The 21,064-nt window shown below is 65.3% G+C and carries 17 protein-coding genes and 2 pseudogenes; 17 read left to right on the forward strand and 2 right to left on the reverse strand.

The features are described from left to right. Positions 1-125: 125 nt before the first annotated feature. A complete protein-coding gene (locus ABD687_RS19515) occupies positions 126-1,289 on the forward strand; it encodes an acyl-CoA dehydrogenase family protein (RefSeq protein WP_302262678.1) in 1,164 nt (387 codons plus the stop codon). A gap of 110 nt (positions 1,290-1,399) precedes the next feature. Further along, complete coding sequence (locus ABD687_RS19520; RefSeq protein WP_264268088.1) at positions 1,400-1,930, forward strand: MaoC family dehydratase; 531 nt, start codon at positions 1,400-1,402, stop codon at positions 1,928-1,930. Between the two features lie 12 nt (positions 1,931-1,942). On the opposite strand, the gene ABD687_RS19525 is transcribed toward ABD687_RS19520, so the two are convergent. Together ABD687_RS19525 and ABD687_RS19530 are read right to left on the reverse strand one after the other, a co-directional pair. Further along, a complete protein-coding gene (locus tag ABD687_RS19525; protein WP_310288755.1) occupies positions 1,943-2,608 on the reverse strand; it encodes a response regulator in 666 nt (221 codons plus the stop codon). Beyond that, entirely contained in the window at positions 2,605-4,179 is a 1,575-nt protein-coding gene (locus tag ABD687_RS19530) for a sensor histidine kinase (protein WP_310293368.1), read from the reverse strand. Before ABD687_RS19530 ends, ABD687_RS19525 begins: the two co-directional genes overlap by 4 nt. Positions 4,180-4,437: 258 nt before the next feature. Here ABD687_RS19530 and ABD687_RS19535 point away from each other — a divergent pair, with 258 nt between their 5' ends. From ABD687_RS19535 to ABD687_RS19605, 15 genes and pseudogenes are all read left to right on the forward strand, one after another. Beyond that, complete coding sequence (locus tag ABD687_RS19535; protein ID WP_264268086.1) at positions 4,438-5,445, forward strand: Bug family tripartite tricarboxylate transporter substrate binding protein; 1,008 nt, start codon at positions 4,438-4,440, stop codon at positions 5,443-5,445. Further along, positions 5,442-5,945, forward strand: coding sequence for a tripartite tricarboxylate transporter TctB family protein (locus tag ABD687_RS19540; RefSeq protein ID WP_310288751.1), 504 nt, complete (start codon positions 5,442-5,444; stop codon positions 5,943-5,945). The genes ABD687_RS19535 and ABD687_RS19540 overlap by 4 nt, the downstream gene beginning before the upstream one ends. Positions 5,946-5,966: 21 nt before the next feature. After that, positions 5,967-7,577, forward strand: a complete 1,611-nt coding sequence (locus ABD687_RS19545) for a tripartite tricarboxylate transporter permease (protein WP_372342857.1) — start codon at positions 5,967-5,969, stop codon at positions 7,575-7,577. Between the two features lie 140 nt (positions 7,578-7,717). Next, positions 7,718-8,968 (forward strand): 1-deoxy-D-xylulose-5-phosphate reductoisomerase, encoded by a 1,251-nt coding sequence (gene dxr / locus ABD687_RS19550; protein ID WP_310288748.1) that lies wholly within the window; start codon positions 7,718-7,720, stop codon positions 8,966-8,968. After that, positions 8,965-10,344 (forward strand): M50 family metallopeptidase, encoded by a 1,380-nt coding sequence (locus ABD687_RS19555; RefSeq protein WP_310288745.1) that lies wholly within the window; start codon positions 8,965-8,967, stop codon positions 10,342-10,344. The genes dxr and ABD687_RS19555 overlap by 4 nt, the downstream gene beginning before the upstream one ends. A gap of 239 nt (positions 10,345-10,583) precedes the next feature. Next, positions 10,584-11,840 carry a hypothetical protein gene (locus tag ABD687_RS19560; protein WP_310288743.1) on the forward strand — a complete coding sequence of 419 codons (1,257 nt, stop codon included), beginning with the start codon at positions 10,584-10,586 and terminating at the stop codon, positions 11,838-11,840. A gap of 104 nt (positions 11,841-11,944) precedes the next feature. Beyond that, positions 11,945-12,172, forward strand: a pseudogene (locus tag ABD687_RS19565) (IS1380 family transposase); the annotation flags it as partial. Positions 12,173-12,317: 145 nt separating this feature from the next. Next, positions 12,318-13,970, forward strand: a complete 1,653-nt coding sequence (gene istA, locus ABD687_RS19570) for an IS21 family transposase (RefSeq protein WP_302262615.1) — start codon at positions 12,318-12,320, stop codon at positions 13,968-13,970. Positions 13,971-13,992: 22 nt separating this feature from the next. Next, positions 13,993-14,736 carry an ATP-binding protein gene (locus tag ABD687_RS19575; protein ID WP_302262616.1) on the forward strand — a complete coding sequence of 248 codons (744 nt, stop codon included), beginning with the start codon at positions 13,993-13,995 and terminating at the stop codon, positions 14,734-14,736. A gap of 99 nt (positions 14,737-14,835) precedes the next feature. Continuing rightward, positions 14,836-16,008, forward strand: a pseudogene (locus tag ABD687_RS19580) (IS1380 family transposase); the annotation flags it as partial. Positions 16,009-16,996: 988 nt separating this feature from the next. Then, the gene (locus ABD687_RS19585) at positions 16,997-17,314 is read left to right on the forward strand and encodes a hypothetical protein (RefSeq protein ID WP_310288740.1); all 318 of its coding nucleotides are present in this window, start codon (positions 16,997-16,999) and stop codon (positions 17,312-17,314) included. Between the two features lie 394 nt (positions 17,315-17,708). Next, positions 17,709-17,999 carry a YciI family protein gene (locus tag ABD687_RS19590; protein WP_310288738.1) on the forward strand — a complete coding sequence of 97 codons (291 nt, stop codon included), beginning with the start codon at positions 17,709-17,711 and terminating at the stop codon, positions 17,997-17,999. Positions 18,000-18,164: 165 nt separating this feature from the next. Next, positions 18,165-19,310, forward strand: a complete 1,146-nt coding sequence (gene ispG, locus ABD687_RS19595) for a flavodoxin-dependent (E)-4-hydroxy-3-methylbut-2-enyl-diphosphate synthase (RefSeq protein ID WP_377700276.1) — start codon at positions 18,165-18,167, stop codon at positions 19,308-19,310. Continuing rightward, positions 19,264-20,172: a GNAT family N-acetyltransferase gene (locus ABD687_RS19600; protein WP_310288735.1), complete on the forward strand. Its 909-nt coding sequence runs from the start codon at positions 19,264-19,266 to the stop codon at positions 20,170-20,172. The genes ispG and ABD687_RS19600 overlap by 47 nt, the downstream gene beginning before the upstream one ends. An 87-nt stretch (positions 20,173-20,259) precedes the next feature. Further along, positions 20,260-21,060 carry a hypothetical protein gene (locus ABD687_RS19605; RefSeq protein ID WP_310288732.1) on the forward strand — a complete coding sequence of 267 codons (801 nt, stop codon included), beginning with the start codon at positions 20,260-20,262 and terminating at the stop codon, positions 21,058-21,060. Positions 21,061-21,064 lie beyond the last annotated feature (4 nt).

The raw sequence follows: 21,064 nt of genomic DNA on the forward strand, positions 1-21,064 counted from the left end.
TAACAATACGTGGTCAATGGACAAAGCCCAAGCGGCGCGCAACCGCGCACCGTTCGGCGGTGCGGCCCACCCGGCCGCCGGCCACCGGGCATCCACGCCTACCAGCGAAAGGGGCACCGGGGAACATGATCAACCTGGAACTCAACGAGGACTACGCGGAACTCGCCAAGACGGTGCGCGAGTTCGCCAACGAGGTCGTGGCGCCGGTATCGGCCAAGCACGATGCTGCGCATTCCTTCCCCTATGGGGTGATCGCCCAGATGGCGCAGATGGGCCTGTTCGGGCTGCCCTTCGGCGAGGACGTGGGCGGCATGGGCGGGGACTACTTCGCGCTCTCGCTGGCCATCGAGGAACTGGCGCGGGTCGACCAGTCGGTCGCCATCACCCTGGAGGCGGGAGTCAGCCTGGGCGCCATGCCCATCCACCGCTTCGGCACCCAGGAGCAGAAGGAACGCTGGCTTCCGGCGCTGTGCTCGGGCCAGGAACTGGCCGGGTTCGGGCTGACCGAAGCCGGTGCGGGCTCCGATGCAGGGGGCACGGCCACCACCGCCGCCCTGGCGGACGGGTCATGGGTCATCAACGGATCCAAGGAATTCATCACCAACTCCGGCACCGACATCTCCACCCTGGTGACGGTCACCGCCGTCACCGGCACCATGAAAAAAGCCGACGGCTCCATCGCCAAGGAGATCTCCACGATCCTGGTGCCGCGCGACACCGCGGGGTACACCGTGGACCCCGCCTATGACAAGGTCGGGTGGCGCGCCTCCGACACCCACCCGCTGAGGTTTGAGAACGCCACGGTGCCCGAGGAAAACCTGCTGGGGGAGCGCGGGCGCGGCTACGCAAACTTCCTGTCCATCCTCGACGAGGGACGCATCGCCATCGCGGCGCTGGGCACCGGGGCGGCCCAGGGCTGCCTGGACGAGGCCACCGCCTACGCCAAGACCCGGACGACCTTCGGGCGCTCCATCGGTTCCAACCAGGGGATCTCCTTCAAGATCGCGCGGATGGCCGCCCGGGTGCACACCTCGCGCCTGGCCTATTATGCGGCGGCGGCCAAGATGCTGGCGGGCCAGGATTTCAAAACCGAGGCGGCGATAGCCAAGCTGGTTGCCGGGGAGGCCGCCATGGACAACGCGCGCGATGCCACGCAGATCTTCGGCGGCTACGGGTTCATGAACGAGTCACTGGTGGCCAGGCACTACCGGGATTCGAAGATCCTGGAAATCGGCGAGGGAACCACCGAGGTCCAGTTGCTGCTCATCGCCCGCTCGCTGGGATTGTAGGGATCACGGCCGGCGGGCCGGGAAGTTTGTAGGATGGCAAGACAAAGGGGATTGACCGGCGCCCGCGGGGCCGGTCAACCGCACACAAGCACGAGGGGTGCGTGAGGTACATGTCGGAGCAGGACGAAGTGCGCGAAATCCATGAGCGGGGCCTCTACTTCGAGGAACTGGATGCCGGGGCCGTCTACGTGCACTCGCCCGGACGCACCATGACGGAGGCGGACAACGTCCTGTTCACCACCTTGAGCATGAACACCCAGGCGCTGCACCTGGATGCCGCCTTCGCCGCGACCCAGCCCTTCGGGCGGCGGGTCATGAATTCGATGTTCACCCTGGCCACCATGGTCGGCCAGTCGGTGTCGCAACTGACCCAGGGGACGCTGATGGGCCAGCTGGGACTGACAGACGTGCGGTTCCCGCACCCGCTCTTCCCGGGGGACACGCTCTACACCCAGACGCACATCGTTGACCTGCGTCCCTCCAACTCCCGGCCGGGGCTCGGGGTGGCAACCTTCTCCCACGTGGGCAAGAACCAGGACGGAATCACGGTGGCCGAGGCCACGCGCGTGTGCCTGATGTTCACGCGCGAGGCGCACCAGAAGCTGCAGAACGGGTCCTTCGGCGAGGACGACTGGCTGTAGCGGGGCCGCGGCTCAGGCCCCGCGCCGGCTGTACCTGCGCTCGGGACGCCCGCCGCCATAGCGCAGGTGCACCTGCGCCTGGCCGACCTCGTTGAGGTACTCCAGGTAGCGCCGCGCGCTGACCCGGGACAGGCCCAGCATCTCGCCGACCTCCAGCGCGGAGAGATCCGCCTCCGCCTCGCGCAGGATGCCCTGCACCCGCTCCATGGTCTCCGCCGCGCAGCCCTTGGGCAGCGGCTTGTCGGCCCCGGCCATGCCGAAGACAGCATCGACGTCGGACTGCTCGGGGGTGGCTGCCGAACCCAGCGAACGATAGGTGCGCCGGTAGTGCTCCAGGCGCTGGTGCAGGTCCTCCTGGGTGAACGGCTTCATCAGATAGTGCACGATGCCCCCGCGCAGCGCCCGGCGCACCGTCTCGGCCTCGCGGGCGGCGCTGATCACCAGCACGTCAAGCTCCGGGACCTCCGCGCGCAACTGGCCCAGCAGCTCCAGCCCGTAAATGTCGGGCAGGTGGATGTCCAGCAGCACCAAATCGGGCCGCAGGCGGCGGGCCTCGGCCAGGGCCTGGGCCCCGGTGCGGGCGACCCCTGCAACCTCGAAGCCGGGCATCTGCGCCACGAACCCCGAATGGATTCGCGCGACCATGAAATCGTCGTCGACGATGAGCACCTTGATCATGGCTGAACCCTTTTTCCCAGGCGGGCGGTGAAGACCGCCCCCTCGTCGTTGGCGACCGTGACGTCGCCGCCGCGGCGCAGGCACACCAGGCGGGTCAGCGCCAGGCCGAAGCCGCGCCCCGCCTCGGAGGCGGAGGCCTTGGTGCTGTAGCCCTGCACGAAGATCTTAGCAACGTTCGACTCGTCGACCCCCTCGCCCGAGTCCTGCACCGTGACCACCACCGTCCCGTCTTCCTCGGCCAGCCGGACCTTGACCTGCGCGTCGGGGCGCCCCGCCACCGCGTCGATGGCGTTGTCCACCAGGTTGCCGACCACCGTGGTCAGGTCCCGCGACAGTGCCTCGTCCACCCGGCCCAGCTGCGAGGCCGGATCCAGGTCGATGCCCACGCCCCGCTCCGAGGCCAGCGCGGACTTGGCAATGAGCAGCGCGGCCACCGTGGGGTCTGCCACGCGGTGGGTGACGTCGTCCAGCAGCCGGGTGCGGCTGAAGCTCACCCCGTCGACGTAGGAGAGCACCTCGTCGTATTCCTCCAGCTGGATCAGCCCGGAGATGGTGTGCAGCTGGTTGGCGAACTCGTGGGTCTGCGCGCGTAGCGTCTCGGTGGTCATGCGCGTGGCCCCCAGTTCCTTTTCAAGGGTCGTCAGTTCGGTGCGGTCGCGCAGCGTGGTCACCGAGCCGACCAGCCGGCCGCGGGCCTCCATGGGGCGGCGGTTGAACACCACCATGCGCTCGCCGACCAGCACCAGCCGGTCGGCCTCGGCCTGTTTCATGGTCAGCACCTCGCGCAGGGCCGCGTCGATGGCAAGGTCCGCCAGGGTCCGGCCCTCGCAGTCCTCGGGCCAGCCCAGCAGCCTGCGTGCCGCGTCATTGGCCAGGGTGATGCGCTCGCGCAGGTCGATGGCCACCACGCCCTCCTTGACCCCGTGCAGGATGGCCTCGCGGTGTTCGACCAGCCCGGTGATTTCCGCCGGCTCCAGGCCCAGGGTCTGGCGCTTGACGCGGCGGGAGAGCAGGAGCGAACCGAGGGTGCCCAGCGCCACCGAGACCCCCAGGTAGACCAGCAGGTTGGGGGTGGCCTCCAGCAGGCGCTCCAGCAGCGAGGGATAGCTGCGCCCCATGGCGGCGAATCCCACGAGCCGTCCGCCGTCGTCGAGCACCGGGACGTGTGCCTCGAGCATCTTGATGCCGCCGCGCTGCGTGGACCCGGTCCATGCGCGGCCCTCCATGACCTCGGATTCGCCCAGCGGGAACTTCTCACCGAGCAGGGCGGGATTTGAGGCTGTCACCACGGTCCCCTCGGCGTTGACCAGCACCGCCTCGCTGCTGCCGGAGACCGAGCGCACCGACTCGGTGATCGAGGGCAGGGCCGAGCCGAAGCGGGGCCTGGCCTCGGGCAGCAGGGCGCGCACCAGCGGGGTCGCGGCGAGGTTTTCGGCAGCGGCCAGCGAGCGCCGGGACTCGACGCGTTCAAAGGTCTGGGTGGCCTGGGCCAGGGACATGGCCAGGACCCCGGCCATGACGGCGAGCAGGATCAACAATTGCAGTCCCAGGAACTGGCCCGCGAGGCTCAGCCGGGCGGTGCGGCCCCAACGCGGGGCGGGGGAGTGGCCGGACACCGGCGGTCCTTTCCGTGCCATGACGCACCCGGCGCCAATCGCCCGGTCCGGCATGCGCCTTCGGCGTGAACTCTACCGACATCGCGCACCCGCACCGAATGTGACCGTGAACACTATGTACACAACTTTCTTTGCGACCACAAGAATTGCCCGGCCTTGGCGGCGGCCTAGTGTGGTGCACATCATTCACTCGCATTTGAGATGGGAATCACCATGGGACGAACCAATATCTTGAAGCTGGCAGCGGTTGCGGCCGGCATCATGCTCGCCGCCACCGGCTGCGGGGTCACCGGCAATGACGCCGGCGCCTCCGGCAGCGCGGCCGAATCCGGCCCGGTGACGGGCCTGCGGATCATGGTCCCCAACAGCCCCGGCGGCGGCTACGACACCACGGCCCGCGTCGGCGCCAAGGTCATGGAGGAAGCGGAGATCGCCAAGTCGGTGGAGGTCTTCAACCTCGCCGGCGCCGGCGGCACCGTGGGCCTTTCGCGCATCGTCAACGAAAAGGGCAACAACGACCTCGGCATGCTCATGGGCCTGGGCGTGGTGGGCGCGAGCTACACCAACGACACCGACGCCCGGCTGACCGACACCACCCCGATCGCCCGGCTGATCCAGGAGCCGGGGGCCATCATGGTCTCGAAGGACTCCCCGTACAAGACCATCGAGGACCTCGTCGCGGCCTGGAAGAAGGACCCGTCCAAGCTGGCCGTGGGCGGCGGCTCCTCGCCGGGCGGCCCCGACCACCTGCTGCCGATGCAGCTGGCCCAGGCCGTGGGGATCGACGCCAAAAAGGTCAACTACGTCTCCTACGACGGCGGCGGCGACCTGCTGCCGGCGATCCTGGGCAACAAGCTGGGATTCGCGGCCTCCGGTGCCGGGGAATTCCTCAAGCAGATCCAGTCCGGCGACGTCCGCGTGCTGGCAACCTCCGGCGCCGAGCGCCTCGAGGGCGTCGACGCCCCGACCCTGAAGGAATCGGACATCGACCTGGAGTTCAGCAACTGGCGCGGCCTGGTGGCCCCTCCGGGCATCAGCGACGAGGCCAAGGCCCGCTGGATCGCCACGATGGAGAAGATGCACGCCTCCGAGGAATGGAAGGCGGCACTGAAGACCAACGGCTGGACCGACGCCTTCATCACCGGCGATGAGTTCTCCACTTTCCTCACGGATCAGGACAAGCGGGTTTCCGACGTGCTGGCCGCCCTGGGATTGGCATGAAACCAGTAGCCGTTTGGCTCAAGGACCGCTCCGAGCTGGGCTTTGCGGCCCTGCTCGGGGCGGTCGGGGCCATGGTGGTGATCGATGCCATTGGCTTGAATGTGCCATTCCAGCAGTCCGACGGGCTGGGTCCCAAGACCGTTCCCTACATCGTGGGGACCCTGCTTTTGGGCTGCGCCATCCTGCTCGCCGTGAACATCCTGCGCGGGGGAGCGGCGGAGCCTGAGGACGGCGAGGACATCGAGCTCGGAACGCCCATCGACTGGAAGGTCGTCGTTCCCCTGATGCTGGTCTTTATCCTCAATATCGTCTTCATCGACCTGGTGGGCTGGCCCATCTCCGGAACCATCCTCTTTTGGGGCAGCGTCCTGGCCCTGGGCGGGCGCAACTACATCCGTGATGGACTGATTTCCGTGGCCCTGGCCGTGGGCACCTTCTACGGCTTCTATCTGGGGCTGGGCATCCACCTGCCGGCCGGCCTGCTCGAGGGAGTGCTCTAAGTGGATACATTCAACCTGCTGATGCAGGGGTTCGCCACCGCAGTGACCCCCGTCAACCTGCTCTTCGCCGTGATCGGCGTGCTGCTGGGCACCGCCATCGGCGTGCTGCCGGGCATCGGCCCGGCCATGGCCATCGCGCTGCTGCTGCCGGTGACCTACGGGCTGGAACCCACCAGCGCCATGATCATGTTCGCCGGCATCTACTATGGCGGCATGTTCGGCGGCTCGACCACCTCCATCCTGCTGAACACCCCCGGCGAGTCCGCCACGGTCATCACCGCCATCGAGGGCCACAAGATGGCCAAGGCGGGGCGCGCCGCCCAGGCACTGGCCACCGCGGCCATCGGCTCGTTCGTCGCCGGCACCATCGGCACCGCGCTGCTGGCCACCATCGCCCCCTGGGTGGTGAAGTTCGCCGTGTCCCTGGGCAACCCGAGCTACCTGGCCATCATGCTGCTGGCGCTCATCGCCGTAACCGCCGTGCTGGGTACCTCCAAGCTGCGCGGCTTTGCCGCCCTGGGGCTGGGCCTGGCCATCGGCCTGGTCGGCCTGGACCCGGTCAGCGGACAGGGCCGGCTGGTCTTCGGCCAGCCGCTGCTCGCCGACGGGCTGGACATCGTGGTGGTGGCCGTGGCGATCTTCGCCATCGGCGAGGCACTGTGGATCGCCGCGCACCTGCGCAAGACCCGGAGCCAGACGATCCCCGTGGGACGCCCCTGGATGGGCAAGTCCGACTGGAAGCGCTCCTGGAAGCCCTGGCTGCGCGGCACCGCGTACGGCTTCCCCTTCGGCGCCCTGCCCGCCGGCGGCGCGGAGATCCCGACGTTCCTGTCCTACATCACCGAGAAGAAGCTCTCGAAGCACCCGGAGGAATTCGGCCACGGCGCCATCGAAGGCGTCGCGGGTCCCGAGGCGGCCAACAACGCCTCGGCCGCCGGCACGCTGACCCCGATGCTGGCCCTGGGCCTGCCGACCAACGCGACCGCCGCGGTCATGCTCCTGGCGCTTATGCAGCTGGGGGTCCAGCCCGGCCCGCTGCTCTTCGAGGAGGAACCGAAGCTGGTGTGGGCGTTGATCGCCAGCCTGTTCATCGGCAACGCGTTGCTGCTGCTGGTGAACCTGCCCATGGCGCCATTGTGGGCCAAGCTGCTGCAGCTGCCGCGCCAGTACCTCTACGCCGGCATCCTGTTCTTCGCCACGCTGGGCGCGTACGCGGTGAACCTGCAGGCCTTTGACCTGGTCATCCTGCTGGTGCTGGGCACGCTGGGCTTCGCGATGCGCCGCTTCGGCATCCCGGTGCTGCCGCTGATCATCGGCGTGATCCTAGGCCCCCGGGCCGAGGAAGAATTGCGCAAGTCCCTGCAGCTCAGCGGCGGGGACCCGGCCGGCCTGTTCAGCGAGCCGATCGCCGTGGTCGTCTACGTAATCATCGCCCTGGTGCTGCTCTGGCCGCTGCTGGCCAAGGCGCTGCGCCGCCTGTTCCCGAAGGCCGCGGCCGAGGTCGGGGAACTGGTGGAGCCGGTGGAGGTGGTGCCCGAGGCCGGGACCGCCAACGGCGAGAACGAAGAGCCCGCCGACGTTCAGGTCATGGACATCCACGGCCCGCGCCACAGCGGCAAGACGCGCCGCTAGCCGCGCACGTGCCATCCGGAAGTGGCCCCCGATTCCCCCTTCACGGAGGGAAACGGGGGCCATTCCCGGTTAAGGGCGGCAGCGCGTACCGCGACGTTGCGCCCGCCGCCCATTGGGTAGGCACAGGAAGAGCGGACATAATGGGTCAGGTGAACATTGCGCAGTTTTCCGCCCCCCGCCCGGCCACGGCCTTCACCGCCCCGCTTCCCGGCACGATCCGCCGCATCACACTGATCGGCTCCACCGGATCCATCGGCACCCAGGGCCTGGAGGTCATCGCCGCGGCGCCCGAGCGCTTTGCCGTCGCAGCCCTTTCGGGCGGCAGCAACCTGCCCCTGCTGGCAGCCCAGGCCGTGGCCACGCGGGCCGCCGCGGTGGGTTGCGCCCACCCGGATATCGACGCGCTCTCCGCCGCGATCGCCGCGGCCAAGGACGCCGCCGGGCTCCAGGGCTACGACCCGCAGCTCTTCGCCGGGCCCGACGCGGCAACGCAAATCGCCTCCTTCCCTGACGCGGACGTGGTGCTCAACGGCATCACCGGCTCCATCGGCCTGGCCCCCACGCTCGCTGCGCTGAATGCGGGCCACCTGCTGGCCCTGGCCAACAAGGAATCGCTGATCGTCGGAGGCGCGCTGGTCAAGGACGCCGCCGCACCCGGACAGCTGGTTCCGGTGGACTCCGAGCATTCCGCCCTGGCCCAGGCGCTGCGCGCCGGCACCCCGGATGAAGTGCACAAGCTCATCGTCACAGCTTCCGGCGGACCCTTCCGGGGCTGGGACCGCGGGCAGCTGCGCGAGGTCACCCCGGAACAGGCCTTGGCCCACCCGACCTGGGACATGGGCAAGGTGGTGACCACCAACTCGGCCACCATGGTCAACAAGGCCCTGGAGGTCATCGAAGCGCACCTGCTCTTCGACGTGCCGCTGGAGAGCATCGAGGCGGTGGTGCACCCGCAGTCCATCGTGCACTCCATGGTCGAATTCATCGACGGCTCCACCATCGCCCAGGCCTCCCCGCCTGACATGGCCCTGCCCATCGCGCTGGGCATCGGCTGGCCCGCCCGGGTGCCGGGGGCCACCGCCCCGTGCGACTGGTCCACGGCCGCCTCCTGGACCTTCGAGCCGCTGGATGCCGCTGCCTTCCCGGCCATCGAGCTGGCCAAGGCCGCCGCGGCCGCCTCGCCCACGCACATGGCCGTGTACAACGCCGTGAACGAGGAGGCCGTCGAGGCATTCCACGCCGGGGCCATCCGCTTCACCGACATCGTCGAAACGGTCGACGCCATCCTGCAGGGCTACGACCCCGAGCCCGGCACCCTGGACCTGGATTCCGTGCTGGCCGCAGAGTCCTGGGCACGAACAGAAGCCGCCAAGCGTTTGGAATCACTGTGAGCACCCTCCTTTTCATCCTCGGCGTCCTGGTCATGGTCGTCGCCATCGCCTTCTCCATCGGCCTGCACGAGGTCGGGCACCTGGTCCCGGCCAAGCGCTTTGGCGTGCGCGTGCCCCAGTACATGATCGGCTTCGGCAAGACGCTGTGGTCCTTCAAGCGCGGGGACACCGAATACGGGTTCAAGGCCATCCCGCTGGGTGGCTACATCGCCATGATCGGGATGTACCCGCCGGCCAAGAACAAGGGGGTCGTCGGCGCCACCGACGCTCCGATCCTGCGCAAGTCCTCCACCGGCATGTTCCAGCAGATGGCCGACGAGGCCAGGCATGCAGCCGCCGAGCAGCTGCAGCCGGGGGACGAGAACCGGCTGTTCTACAAGCTGCCGGTCTACAAGCGCATCATCATCATGCTCGGCGGCCCGGTGATGAACCTGCTCATCGGCGTGGTCATGATCGGCATCGTCACCGTCGGGTTCGGCATGCCCTCCCAGACCAGCACCGTCGAGGAGGTCTACCAGTGCGTAGTGCCCCTGGGCGAGGAATCCTCCCGCGACTCCTCGGTCAACAACGGCTGCCTGCCCTCCGACGCCCCCGGCCCCGCCTACGCCGCGGGGCTGCGCCCCGGGGACACCATCACCTCCTTTGACGGCGCGCCGGTGGGCACCACCGACTGGGTGGAGCTGACCCAGGCCATCCGCGGCCACGCCGGCGAGTCCGTCCCGCTGACCTACGAGCGCGAGGGCGTGGAACACTCCACCACCATCACCCCCTACAAGACCGAACGTCCGGTGATCAACGACCAGGGGCAGCTCGTCACCGACGCCGCAGGGAACCCGCAGACCGTTGAGGTCGGGTTCATCGGCATGGGCTCGGACGTGCGAAACATCCAGCAGCCGGTTTCGGCCGTCCTTCCTGCTGTCGGACAGCAGGTGTCGGGTGTCGCGGCGGTGGTGCTCGATCTGCCCGCCCGCGTTGCCGCGGTGGGCAAGGCGGCGTTCTCCGACACCCCGCGCGATCCCAACGGACCGATCTCCGTGGTGGGCGTGGGCCGCATTGCCGGCGAAATCAGCGCCATGGAGCAGATCGGGGTGGCCGACAAGGCAGCCAGCCTGATCTCGCTGATCGGCGGGCTGAACATCGCCCTGTTCGTCTTCAACCTGATCCCGCTGCTGCCGCTGGATGGCGGGCACATCGTCGGCGCACTCTTCGAATCGGTGCGCCGGTTCTTCTCCAAGATCTTCCGCCGCCCCGATCCGGGGCCGGTGGACATCGCCAAGATGCTTCCGCTGACCTACGTGGTCGCGGTGGGCATGCTGGTGATGGGTGCGGTGCTGATCTACGCAGACATCGTCAAGCCGGTGTCGATCTTCGGGTGATTTATTGCTCCTCGAAGCGGCCCCGTCCCACCACCCCATGCGAGGGGAGTGGAACGGGGCCGCTGTTGCTTTGACCGGCGACCGGATCTTGTCGGCGAGGCTGAAATCGTATCGATATGCCATTCGCTTGGGTTTTCGGTTCTTGGCATAAGCTGTTTGTGGTGCTGTGGATCGCGCCGGTTTTGGAAGTAATTCCTTCCACATTTGGAGCTACCTGCTCCGTGCCTGAGGAGACTGCAGTGGACGACCAAATCGAACTAATCGGTGATGAAAACGGCATGGCGCTCATCGGCGATCCATTAGCGATAGAGCGCTTTCTGGCCTCTGAAAACTTGCCCTCCAAAGACCTCGGAATACAGAGGCTTGGGACGGCATTCAGCGCAGGGGCCGGAGTAGCGCAGGCTGGCTCCGAAATTGCTGCGAATGCTGGTCGCTGGGTGAAGCTAACTGAGAAATCAGCAAAAGCGCTCAAGGCCAATGACCTTATGAAAGGTTCAGAGGAAGGGTTTCGCCGAACCGTTGTCATGAAGAATGGAAAGATCACTGGACTCCTCGAAATAGTTAAGACTCCGACGCAGATTCTGACAAACCCCGCGGTGCTGACGGGAGTCGCCGGAATCATGTCGCAGGTTGCTATGCAACAGTCGATGGATGAGATTACCGACTACTTGGCGATAATCGACGAGAAGGTCGACGACATCCTTCGTGCCCAGAGGGACACCGTATTGGCCGACATGATCGGGGTTGGACTAGTTGTCGACGACGCAATTACTACGCGCGATACGGTCGGGCGAGTTTCGGAAGTTACGTGGTCGAAGGTGCAAGCGGCTCCACTGACAGTTGCAAGCACCCAAATGTACGCGCTGCGTCAGCTGGACGCACTCGCGGAGAAGATCGAGCGCAAGTCAAAAATGGGAGATCTGGCCAAGATAGTCCTCGAAGCAGAGCCGAAGGTTCGAGAGTGGATTGCCGTCCTGGCTCGTTGCTTCCAACTATACGATTCGCTAGCGGTGCTTGAACTTGACCGTGTACTGGATGCCTCGCCTGAGGAACTAGACGACCATCGTCGTGCCCTTCGTGTTGCTCGGCAAAACCGACTGAACCAGATCACTCAAAGTACTGAACAGCTGGTTGCACGGATGAATGCTGCCGCGGGATGGGCCAATACGAAGGTGCTCCTTCACCCTGCATCTGCACGTACCGTGGTGCATTCGAGTAACAGGGTTGAAGTTTCGGTGGGTGATTTTCACAAGTGCCTAGGAATTGAGGATGGCCAGCAATCTGTTGAAGCCAAACGTTGGGTAGAAGCAGTCGACGATGCTCGGCACAAGGTCATCGAAACCGGCGCAGATGGATTCGACGCCACCAAGCGCATCGGCAACGATGCGCGTGACCTAGCGAAGAGCACAACCAACAAAGTGCTCGAATCAGGAGCCGGCGGTGTCGATGCGACGAAGCGCTTTGGCGCTGAAGCATTAGCCTTGATCCACCGATGAGATTTGGGAGCTGCTCGGCGTTTTAACCACGAAATGCCCGTCATATCAGGGAAAATTGAACTTGCGACAGTAACAACATTCCTGAAATGAAGGGCATCTCGTAGATGCAAGTTTCCCACAAACCCTCCGCCGTGTCAGTTTCCTTCGACGAATCGAACCTCGTGTCCACCGCCGGGTTGCTGCCGGCCATGGTCCTGGCCCGGGACTCGGGCCTGCATGAACTGGCCGGCCAGTGGCTCAGCGTGCCCACCGACAAAGGCGCCAACGCCGGGTTAAAGATTGCTTCTCTCGTGGCCGGGATGGTGGCCGGCGCCGACTCCATTGACGATATGGTGTTTAGGCGGAGCTTTCGGTAGCGCATGTGGAACGAACCGGTAGCAAAAATGTAAGTATCCGGTAGCGCTTCGGGGGATTCAGAGTCAGGATTGCTTTCACCCACGGCAACAGGTCGTGGACAGTGAAAGGAAACCGACCGTAGTGGCTGATTACAAACAAATCATGGCCCTGCTGGTGCAGGGCAATTCGTATCGGCAGGTCCAAGCGCGAGCCGGTTGCTCGCATCGAACGATCTCCAAGGCCCGCCAGGTCCTTGACGACCAGAAACTGACCACCCTTGATCAGGTCGGTGCGCTTAGCGATGAGGACCTTGACCGGCTTTTCAGCGATGGCCGCAAGAACGTGTCCAGCGAGTTCGTTCCCGTCAACATCGATGCCGTGGTGAAGGCCCGGATCGGCCGGAAAAAGCCACCGTTAAAGGTCATGTGGGCCCGCTACCTGGACACCCCGCACACGGGCTCCGCCCGGTTTTACGGGTATGAACGGTTCTGCCAGATCGTTGCCGAGCACGTGAAGGCCAACGACCTGACCAGCCCGCTTACGCACGAACCCGGACGCACGATGCAGGTCGACTGGGCCGGGACCAAGATGCAGCTGACCGACCCCATCACCCGGGAAACCACGAAGGTCTCGGTCTTCGTGGCGTCGTTGCCGTATTCGGGCATGATCTTCGCGTACGGGTCCCTGGACGAGAAGCTTCCAGCGTGGTGCCAGATGCACCGCAGGGCCTTTGAATATTTTCAAGGCGTGACCCAACTGGTCATTCCCGACAATGCCTCGACCGCCTCGAACCAGATCAGCCGCTATGAAAAGGCCCGGGACGTGAACCAGTCCTATGAGGCTTTCCTGGAGTATTACCAGAGCGCGGCAGTCCCGACCGGATCCTACAAGCCGCAAGAGAAAGGCCACGTCGAGGCCGGGGTGAAGATCGTGACGAACTGGATCATCCACTATCTTGCCGACCGGCGCTTCACGACCCTGGATGAGCTCAATGAGGCCGTGGCCGAACAGATGGACATGATCAACGAACGGACGCCCTTCCGCGGTGAGCCCCGCTCCCGGCGTGAGTGGTTCGAGGAAGCCGAGCGCCCCGAGTTGATCGGCCTCCCGGATGAGCCGTGGCGGGAAGTTCAGTGGCGCAAGGCGAAGGTCTCGCGGGACTGGCACGTGCAGGTCGACACGATCAAATACTCGGTTCCGCACCAGCACGCCGGGCAGACCCTGGACGTGCGGGTGGTCGGTGAGCAGGTCACGATCCTTGCCGGCGGGGCAGTGATCGCTTCGCACCAGCGTGGGGCGCGGCGTCATTCCTACGTCACCGACGCCGACCATGCGCCGCACGGGTATGAGGACACCTCACTGCTATGGACCCGGGCCTATTTCATCCGGCAAGCGACCAAGGTCGGCCCCTACACGGTCCAGGCTTTGACCCGGTTGCTGGAGCGGAAGAAGATCGAAGCCCAGGGCTACCGGTCGTGCTTGAACATCCTCGAGCTGGGGAAAGGCAACAACCGCAGCCTGTTGGAACAGGCCTGCCACGACCTCTGCGTGCACGACGCGAGGAACCCGATCAGCTATACCGCGGTCAAGCATCGCATCGCCGTCCTGCGTGCGGACCATGCCGGGCGTCCTGCAACTCTCGCTCCTGGCCCGGGGCCGTCCGCTGCGACGGGGAGAACGGTGGGCGTCCGGGATACCAGCCGTGCCCACCTGGACGGGATCTCGCAGTTCAGTCTCGAGGCGCTGACCAACGCAAGCCTGACCGAGCCGACGACGGGGGAAGGCCGTGCTTGACCACCACCTGACGGAAGATGACATGGGGCTGTTTACCAGGTTGCGGATGACCGCGTTCGGCCAGGCTGTCATCGACATGGCCAACGATCCGGCCTATGACGAATGGACGTTCTCCCGCAAGGTCCGTCACGCCTTGGACCAGGAGACCACGGCCCGGGCCCAGCGTCGGGTGGTGAAACTGCTCAAGGAGTCGAAAACGCCCAACCCGGCCGCTTGCATTGAAGAGATCCACTATCTGCCCGATAGGACGCTGAACCGGGAGGTCGTGGCACGGCTCGCGTCGTGCCAGTGGATTGAGCAGACGACGAATCTGGTGATCCTCGGGAAATCAAGTGTCGGCAAATCGTATTTGGCCCAGGCCTTGGTCAACGCGGCTTGCCGGCACGACCACACGGCACGCTACTTCCGGCTTGATGACCTGGCCAATAAGCTCGCGGTCTATCATCGGGCGGACTCCGAACGGCTGAAGTTCCTCGGAGACCTGCACGACTGCGATGTCCTGGTCCTGGATGATTTCCTGACCACGCCGATCAGCCCGGAGACTGCGAGCGAACTGCTCAATATCCTCGCAGGACGTGAACACCGGGGCGCCACGGTGGTGACGTCGCAGTTCGATCCCGAGGACTGGTACAAGTCGCTGCACGATGCGGTGATCGCCGAGTCAATCCTTAACCGCATTGTTTCCAGCAGTGAACTGATCCAGCTTGACGGGCCGAATATGCGCCGGCGCGCCCACGCCGATCAAGGAGCTGAGCCTGCAAGCTAAAGCGGTGGGGTGCTGGTGCGAGGGTTCGGGCACTACCGGGTCCTCGCACCAGTGCTACCGGTTCGTTCCACAGGCGTTACCGAAAGCTCCGTCCATACAGATATGGCCCTGTTGCGGCACGGGGCCATGAAAAAGGTCTTCACCGCCTGCTACGCCCCCTCCACCCTGGGGTCCTTCCTGCGATCCTTCACCTTCGGGCACGTGCGCCAGCTCGATGCCGTGGCCTCCCGGTTCCTGGTGGGCCTGAACCGCAAGGCCCCGCTGCTGGGAAACCCCGGGGAGAACGAGTTCATCTTCCTTGACGTCGATGACACCATCATCGAGGTCCACGGATACCAGAAGCAGGGCTCGGGCTACGGATATTCCGGGGTGCGCGGGCTCAACGCCTTGCTGGCCACAGCATCCACGAAGGACGCGGTGCCGTTCATTGCCGCCCAACGCCTGCGCAAGGGCGCAGCCAACTCCGCCCGCGGAGCCAAGAAGTTCGTCACCGAGGCACTGGGCACGCTCACACGTTGCCAGCCCGGATCGAAGGTGTTGTGCCGTTTCGACTCGGCCTACTACGGCCACGGGCCGGTATCGGCGGCCATGAAGGCGGGCGCGCAGGTCTCGGTGACGGTGCGCATGGACCCGGCCGTGAAGCGGGCGATCGCCACGATCCCGGAGACTGCCTGGGAGACCATCCACTACACCGATGCGATCCTTGACGAATCCACCGGGGTCTTGGTCTCCAGCGCCGAGGTCGCCGAAACCGGCTTCACCGCGTTCACCTCCCGCAAGAAAGCCGAACGGGTTCCCGGGCGCCTGGTGGTGCGCCGGATCCCGGAACTGAACCCGAAGAAGGCCGCCGGGCAAGGCACCCTCTTTGACACCCACCGTTTCCACGCGTTCTTCACCACCGTGGATTCCGGTGTCCTGGACACTGTCGCTGCGGACAAGACCCACCGCCAACACGCGGTCATCGAACAAGTCAACGCGGATTTGAAGGACAGCGCACTGGCCCATATGCCCTCAGGGCACTTCGGCGCCAATAGTGCATGGCTGGTGGCCGCGGCCATCGCCTACAACCTCACCCGCGCCGCCGGGATCCTGGCCGGCGGCACCTTCGCCAACGCCAGGAGCGCAACGGTCCGGCGCAAGCTCATCCAGGTTCCTGCGCGCATCGCGCGCAGCGCCAGGAAAACCAGGCTCCGGCTTCCGCTGGATTGGCCCTGGCAACCCGAGTGGGAACGGCTCTTCACTTCCGCGCACGCCCCACCCCAAATCGCCTAGAACCGTTCACCGAGCCCTCTGCGGCGCAACCAGGAAACCATCGTGGAACACCCGCCGACAGCGAGGCCGGCACCCTTCCCGTGCCCAAAAACGAAACCGCCCCCGTCCGTCGCCAGCAGACGACGACCGGGGGGCGGATCGGTGGATCAAGGATTAGGCAAGGCCCGATCCGCAACGGACAAGGTCTCAAGTGGACTCACTGGGCGGGTACTTCGTCGGCGTGAGGGCGCAAAAGATCCTCGCGATTAATCCTAAGCTCGTTTGTCGCACGAACGATGCTCGACGGTGACATTGGCGCTGACGGCTTTGGCATCCCTGGCGGGCGGGCGGACGCACGCCGTAGGCGGCGACGAGAATTTCGCCCTTAAGTAAGAAATTATCGTGTATCGGTCCGAGTCAGGCGTTCGAGCAACGACTCCAGCAGATGTCGAATCAGGTACGTCTACTGGAGGAGTCGATCGGCGACGTGGCCGGTGACGCCCGCTGCCCACCGCAGCAGCCTCCCACCGTACTCGCCATCGTTTGGCAAGCGATCCTCGGCGATGTTTTCGCGGATCTCAGCATCGTTTGATCGTAGTAGTGATGGCCGAGTTTGTTTCGTGCCGGGGAACTCGGCTCAACCACGGAAGACACCGCTGGCCTCCAACTCGGGTTGAATGTGGCGTGCACGCTGAGGATCCGTGAAAGGTATTTGTAAAGTCTTTTGTGATAACCTGCAGGGGTGGGCGGGATTGCTCTGTTTGCTATGTGCCCTTGCGTGCGTTGTGCTCCTGAAATGCAGGCCTGTCAGTGAAGGTGGTCCGATTGAAGACCGCGGTGAATTCGCGAGGGCAGGCCCGGTCATCGCGAATCGCTACGACATGTTTAAGTGGGTAATAAAATGGTCCGAGCACGCTGTGCTACGGCCCTGTTAATACTGTTGGTGGCGCTTACCGGGTGCACGTCCGGGGCAGCGACCGGCACGACCGAAGCCGAAAAGAATTCCCCCGTGGAGTCCGAGTTGACCTGGCAGGACGCCAAGGCCAAAGCCCAGGCAATGGAGCTGGAAATCGCCGGCCTAATTCCCGAAGGTAGGGTGGCCAAGATCGAGCAGCGGGAGACTGGCCTGCTGTTTAGTTGCTCCGGGAATCGACACAATTGGAGCGGGTCAATCAATGTCACCTTAACCAAGGGGACCGAGGAAGAAGCAATCTTAAAGGCGATTGAGGCGCATTACCGGGATGGTCCCTTCGCCATCAAGACCGATCTCGACATCGTCGGAGACTATCGGGTGCAATTACGCTCACGAGACAGCGCGGAAAGCTAGCTCTTCGGCATATATGAGCCCGGAACGATCCACATTGCATCAGGGTCTGCCTGCTTTACACTGCCGGAGGGTGTGGATCCAGGAGATGACTTCTAGGCTCTGACGCTTGCGGTGAGCGCTCACGAGGTGGCCCAGACATATGGGGTGTCTGGTTTGATCTAGCTGATCTTCGGTCGCACGAATAATGCACGCAATACCTCGACAATGCTGCGATGCAGTTTGCCGCCGTTGGCACGATAGGGGACATCCGCGTACTCCGGCTCCTGCCCCGGGCTGCCCCGCTGGGCGCGAGTGTGGCATCTGCAGGTTAGGGTTCGGCGTGTGGCGCGATCCGACAGCGCCCTCCGATGGAGGTGTGACCCGTTTGGCTTTCGCAAGCATTAGGCTGTAGCTCATGAGTGTTTTTGCAGTCGAATATGTATACGCAGCCGGTTCCGATGCCATCCGTGATGAGCACCGCCCCGGGCACCGCGAGTTCCTATCCGGATTGGCCGGCGAAATCTCGCTGGTCGCCTCCGGCCCCTACGTGGACGGATCCGGCGCCCTGTTGCTGTTGTCGGCGCCGAGCCAGGCGGCACTGGCCGAAACCCTGAAGAACGACCCGTTCGCGGTCAGCGGCTCCATTGCAGCTCTGCGGATCACCGAATGGAGCCCGGTCACGGGTGAGCTCAGTCACCACGCCTAGGTAGCAAACCCGCGTGATCACGGCACTTTGATGTCGCGGACGCGCGTCCGGCTTCGCCCTGCGAGATTACGGCCCCGCGGGCCGGGTTGCGGGGGGATAATGGAAAAAGCTTCCATTCTCTACACCTCGGAGGAAATCTTGACCTCGATCCCGGTCAGTCTCGGCATGCCATCGACGCCACCCCCGGTCCTCACCCCGCGGCGCAAGACCCGACAGATCAAGGTCGGTTCCGTCGGTGTGGGTTCCGACAGCCCCATCAGCATCCAGTCGATGACCACGACGCCGACCACCGACATCAACGCGACGCTGCAGCAGATTGCCGAACTCACGGCCACAGGCTGCGACATCGTGCGTGTTGCGTGCCCGTCGGCCGACGACGCGCTGGCGCTGCCGATCATCGCAAAGAAGTCGCAGATCCCCGTGATCGCCGACATCCACTTCCAGCCGAAGTACGTCTTTGCCGCCATCGACGCCGGCTGCGCCGCCGTCCGCGTCAACCCGGGCAACATCCGCAAGTTCGACGACCAGGTCAAGCAGATTGCCGAGGCCGCCAAGGCCGCCGGCACCTCCATCCGCATCGGAGTCAACGCCGGTTCGCTGGACCCGCGCCTGATGGAGAAGTACGGCAAGGCGACCCCCGAGGCGCTGGTCGAATCCGCCGTCTGGGAAGCCTCGCTCTTCGAGGAACACGACTTCCACGACTTCAAGATCTCGGTCAAGCACAACGACCCCGTCGTCATGGTCCGTGCCTACGAGCTGTTGGCCGAACGCGGCGACTGGCCGTTGCACCTGGGCGTCACCGAGGCGGGACCCGCCTTCCAGGGCACCATCAAGTCAGCCACCGCCTTCGGCGCGCTGCTCTCCAAGGGCATCGGCGACACCATCCGCGTCTCGCTCTCGGCCCCGCCGGTCGAGGAGGTCAAGGTTGGAGCGCAGATCCTGCAATCCCTGAACCTGCGCCCGCGCAAGCTGGAAATCGTCTCCTGCCCGTCCTGTGGACGCGCCCAGGTCGACGTCTACACGCTGGCCGACCAGGTCACCGCCGGGCTGGAGGGACTTGAGGTCCCGCTGCGCGTGGCAGTCATGGGCTGTGTCGTCAACGGCCCGGGCGAGGCACGCGAAGCCGACCTCGGTGTTGCCTCGGGCAACGGCAAGGGGCAGATCTTTGTGAAGGGCGAAGTCATCAAGACGGTGCCCGAAGACCAAATTGTTGAGACACTGATTGAAGAGGCGATGCGCATCGCCGAGGAAATGGGGAACGTGGATGGAGAAAATCCTGTCCAAGGTGGCCCCGTGGTTACCGTCAGCTAGACGCAACCCGGGCGCCGGAGAGTCGCTCTCCGCAAGTATCCGTGTCCTCGATGACGCCGATACCGCGGCTCTCCGCGCCCTCGTTTCCACCGATCCGGTCGCCAACATCTTCATGGATGCGCAGCTGGCCGTCACCGGATCCGCCAGGCCGGGTCTGGGCGGATCGCTCATCGTGGGCCGGTTCGACGGGGCCCTGCTGGTCTCGGCCTGCTGGATCGGTGCAAATATCGTTCCGATCAATGTCACCGCCGAGGACGCCGAGGAATTCGGGCACGTGGTGAAATCGTTGAACCGGAGTTTTGCTTCCTGCTTCGGCCCGGCCGATGCCGTCATGGGGATGTGGAAGGTCCTCGCCGAGGGGCCGCAGCAGGCCTTCAGCGTGCGGCCCAACCAGCCCTTTATGACGCTCTCCAAGGCCCCCGCCATCGAGCCGGAGCCCTCCCTGCGGGCCAGCCACGCGGGGGAGTACGACCTGGTGCTGCCGGCCTGCGCGCTGATGTTCGAGGAAGAGCTGGGTTACTCCCCGCTGGTCAATGGGGGGTCGTTCTACCGTTCGAGGGTCCGCTCGCTGATCCATTCGGGACATTCGCTGATCGCCCTGGACACTGAAGGCGCGATCCGGTTCAAGGCCGAACTGGGAACCGTCACCACCCGGGCCACACAGATCCAGGGGGTCTGGATGAACCCCGAGCACCGCGGCGGCGGGAAGGCTGCCGGCTACATGGCCGCAGTCGCCGACTACGCCCTGCGAATTGCCCCCACCACCAGCCTCTATGTCAACGACTACAACGCACCGGCCCTTGCGACCTATCGCAAGGTCGGTTTCGAAGAGGTCGGCGAGTTCGCCACCATCCTCTTCTGACCTTCCGGCGGGTGCCGGAACCATCCACCACGGCCACAGCGTGCCCCTTGAGGACCGCCGACCTGAAAGCTAGACGTGACGTCCCATATGCCAAGGACCAACGAAACCATTCGCAGGACCTCCACCGCACTGGCGGCAGCAGGCCTGTTGCTGGCCCTTGCCGGTTGCACCGATGCCCCGGTGCCGGGCCCGAGCGCATCATCGCCGACCGCCGTCGAGGTGCCCGTCACCGAGTCGGGCTCCGCCAGCCCGACCGCTGGTCCGTCGGACAGGGCCGAACTGGGTTACCTGGATGCCGTTGCACTGAAAAGCGCTGTGCAGCAATGGGCGGCAGCGACCCCCGGAACAGTCGTCAATGACCAGGAAGCGCTGCGCAAGCAACTGCCGGAGGCGCAAAAGTGGCTTGAGGGTGTCACAGTGGTTCCTGCCGAGTGCGGACTCTACGGGGTGGGCAGCCTGACCGACCAGCTGGACCAGGCAGCCATGGCGGCAGCCGTCCTGCCGCAAAACGCCGGCGGCGACCTGACAATTGCCTCCTACCGCGACCGTGCCGGCCTGGTGGCCAACGTGGCGGCGCAGCAGCACCTGGACCAGTCCTGCAGCACCTACGCTGTCACCGCGGGCGGCCAAACGATCACCTCCAAGCTGACCCCGCTTGAGGTCACGAGTTCCGCTCCCTTCACCACGGCCACCATGTTGGAAAGCGTGAACGGGGATGCGAAGAACAAACAGGTGTCGGTCCGACTCATTGACGGCAGCCTGATGCTGACGGCTACCCGCGCCGTGAAGAGTACCCCCGAAGCAGCCACCGCGCAGGCGCTGAAGGATGCCGAGGGCCTGCTGGCGATCCTGCGCGCGGCACCGCCCGCGGCCACTCCCGCCCCGTAACCCG

It is taken from the genome of Paeniglutamicibacter sulfureus (genome assembly GCF_039535115.1).
Lineage (GTDB): Bacteria > Actinomycetota > Actinomycetes > Actinomycetales > Micrococcaceae > Paeniglutamicibacter > Paeniglutamicibacter sulfureus.

Coding starts and splice junctions, on each gene's coding strand:
- ABD687_RS19515 (WP_302262678.1), top strand. CDS start 126: ATGATCAACCTGGAACTCAACGAGGACTACGCGGAACTCGCCAAGACG.
- ABD687_RS19520 (WP_264268088.1), top strand. CDS start 1,400: ATGTCGGAGCAGGACGAAGTGCGCGAAATCCATGAGCGGGGCCTCTAC.
- ABD687_RS19525 (WP_310288755.1), bottom strand. CDS start 2,608: ATGATCAAGGTGCTCATCGTCGACGACGATTTCATGGTCGCGCGAATC.
- ABD687_RS19535 (WP_264268086.1), top strand. CDS start 4,438: ATGGGACGAACCAATATCTTGAAGCTGGCAGCGGTTGCGGCCGGCATC.
- ABD687_RS19540 (WP_310288751.1), top strand. CDS start 5,442: ATGAAACCAGTAGCCGTTTGGCTCAAGGACCGCTCCGAGCTGGGCTTT.
- ABD687_RS19545 (WP_372342857.1), top strand. CDS start 5,967: ATGCAGGGGTTCGCCACCGCAGTGACCCCCGTCAACCTGCTCTTCGCC.
- dxr (WP_310288748.1), top strand. CDS start 7,718: ATGGGTCAGGTGAACATTGCGCAGTTTTCCGCCCCCCGCCCGGCCACG.
- ABD687_RS19575 (WP_302262616.1), top strand. CDS start 13,993: ATGGGGCTGTTTACCAGGTTGCGGATGACCGCGTTCGGCCAGGCTGTC.
- ABD687_RS19590 (WP_310288738.1), top strand. CDS start 17,709: ATGAGTGTTTTTGCAGTCGAATATGTATACGCAGCCGGTTCCGATGCC.
- ispG (WP_377700276.1), top strand. CDS start 18,165: ATGCCATCGACGCCACCCCCGGTCCTCACCCCGCGGCGCAAGACCCGA.
- ABD687_RS19600 (WP_310288735.1), top strand. CDS start 19,264: ATGGAGAAAATCCTGTCCAAGGTGGCCCCGTGGTTACCGTCAGCTAGA.
- ABD687_RS19605 (WP_310288732.1), top strand. CDS start 20,260: ATGCCAAGGACCAACGAAACCATTCGCAGGACCTCCACCGCACTGGCG.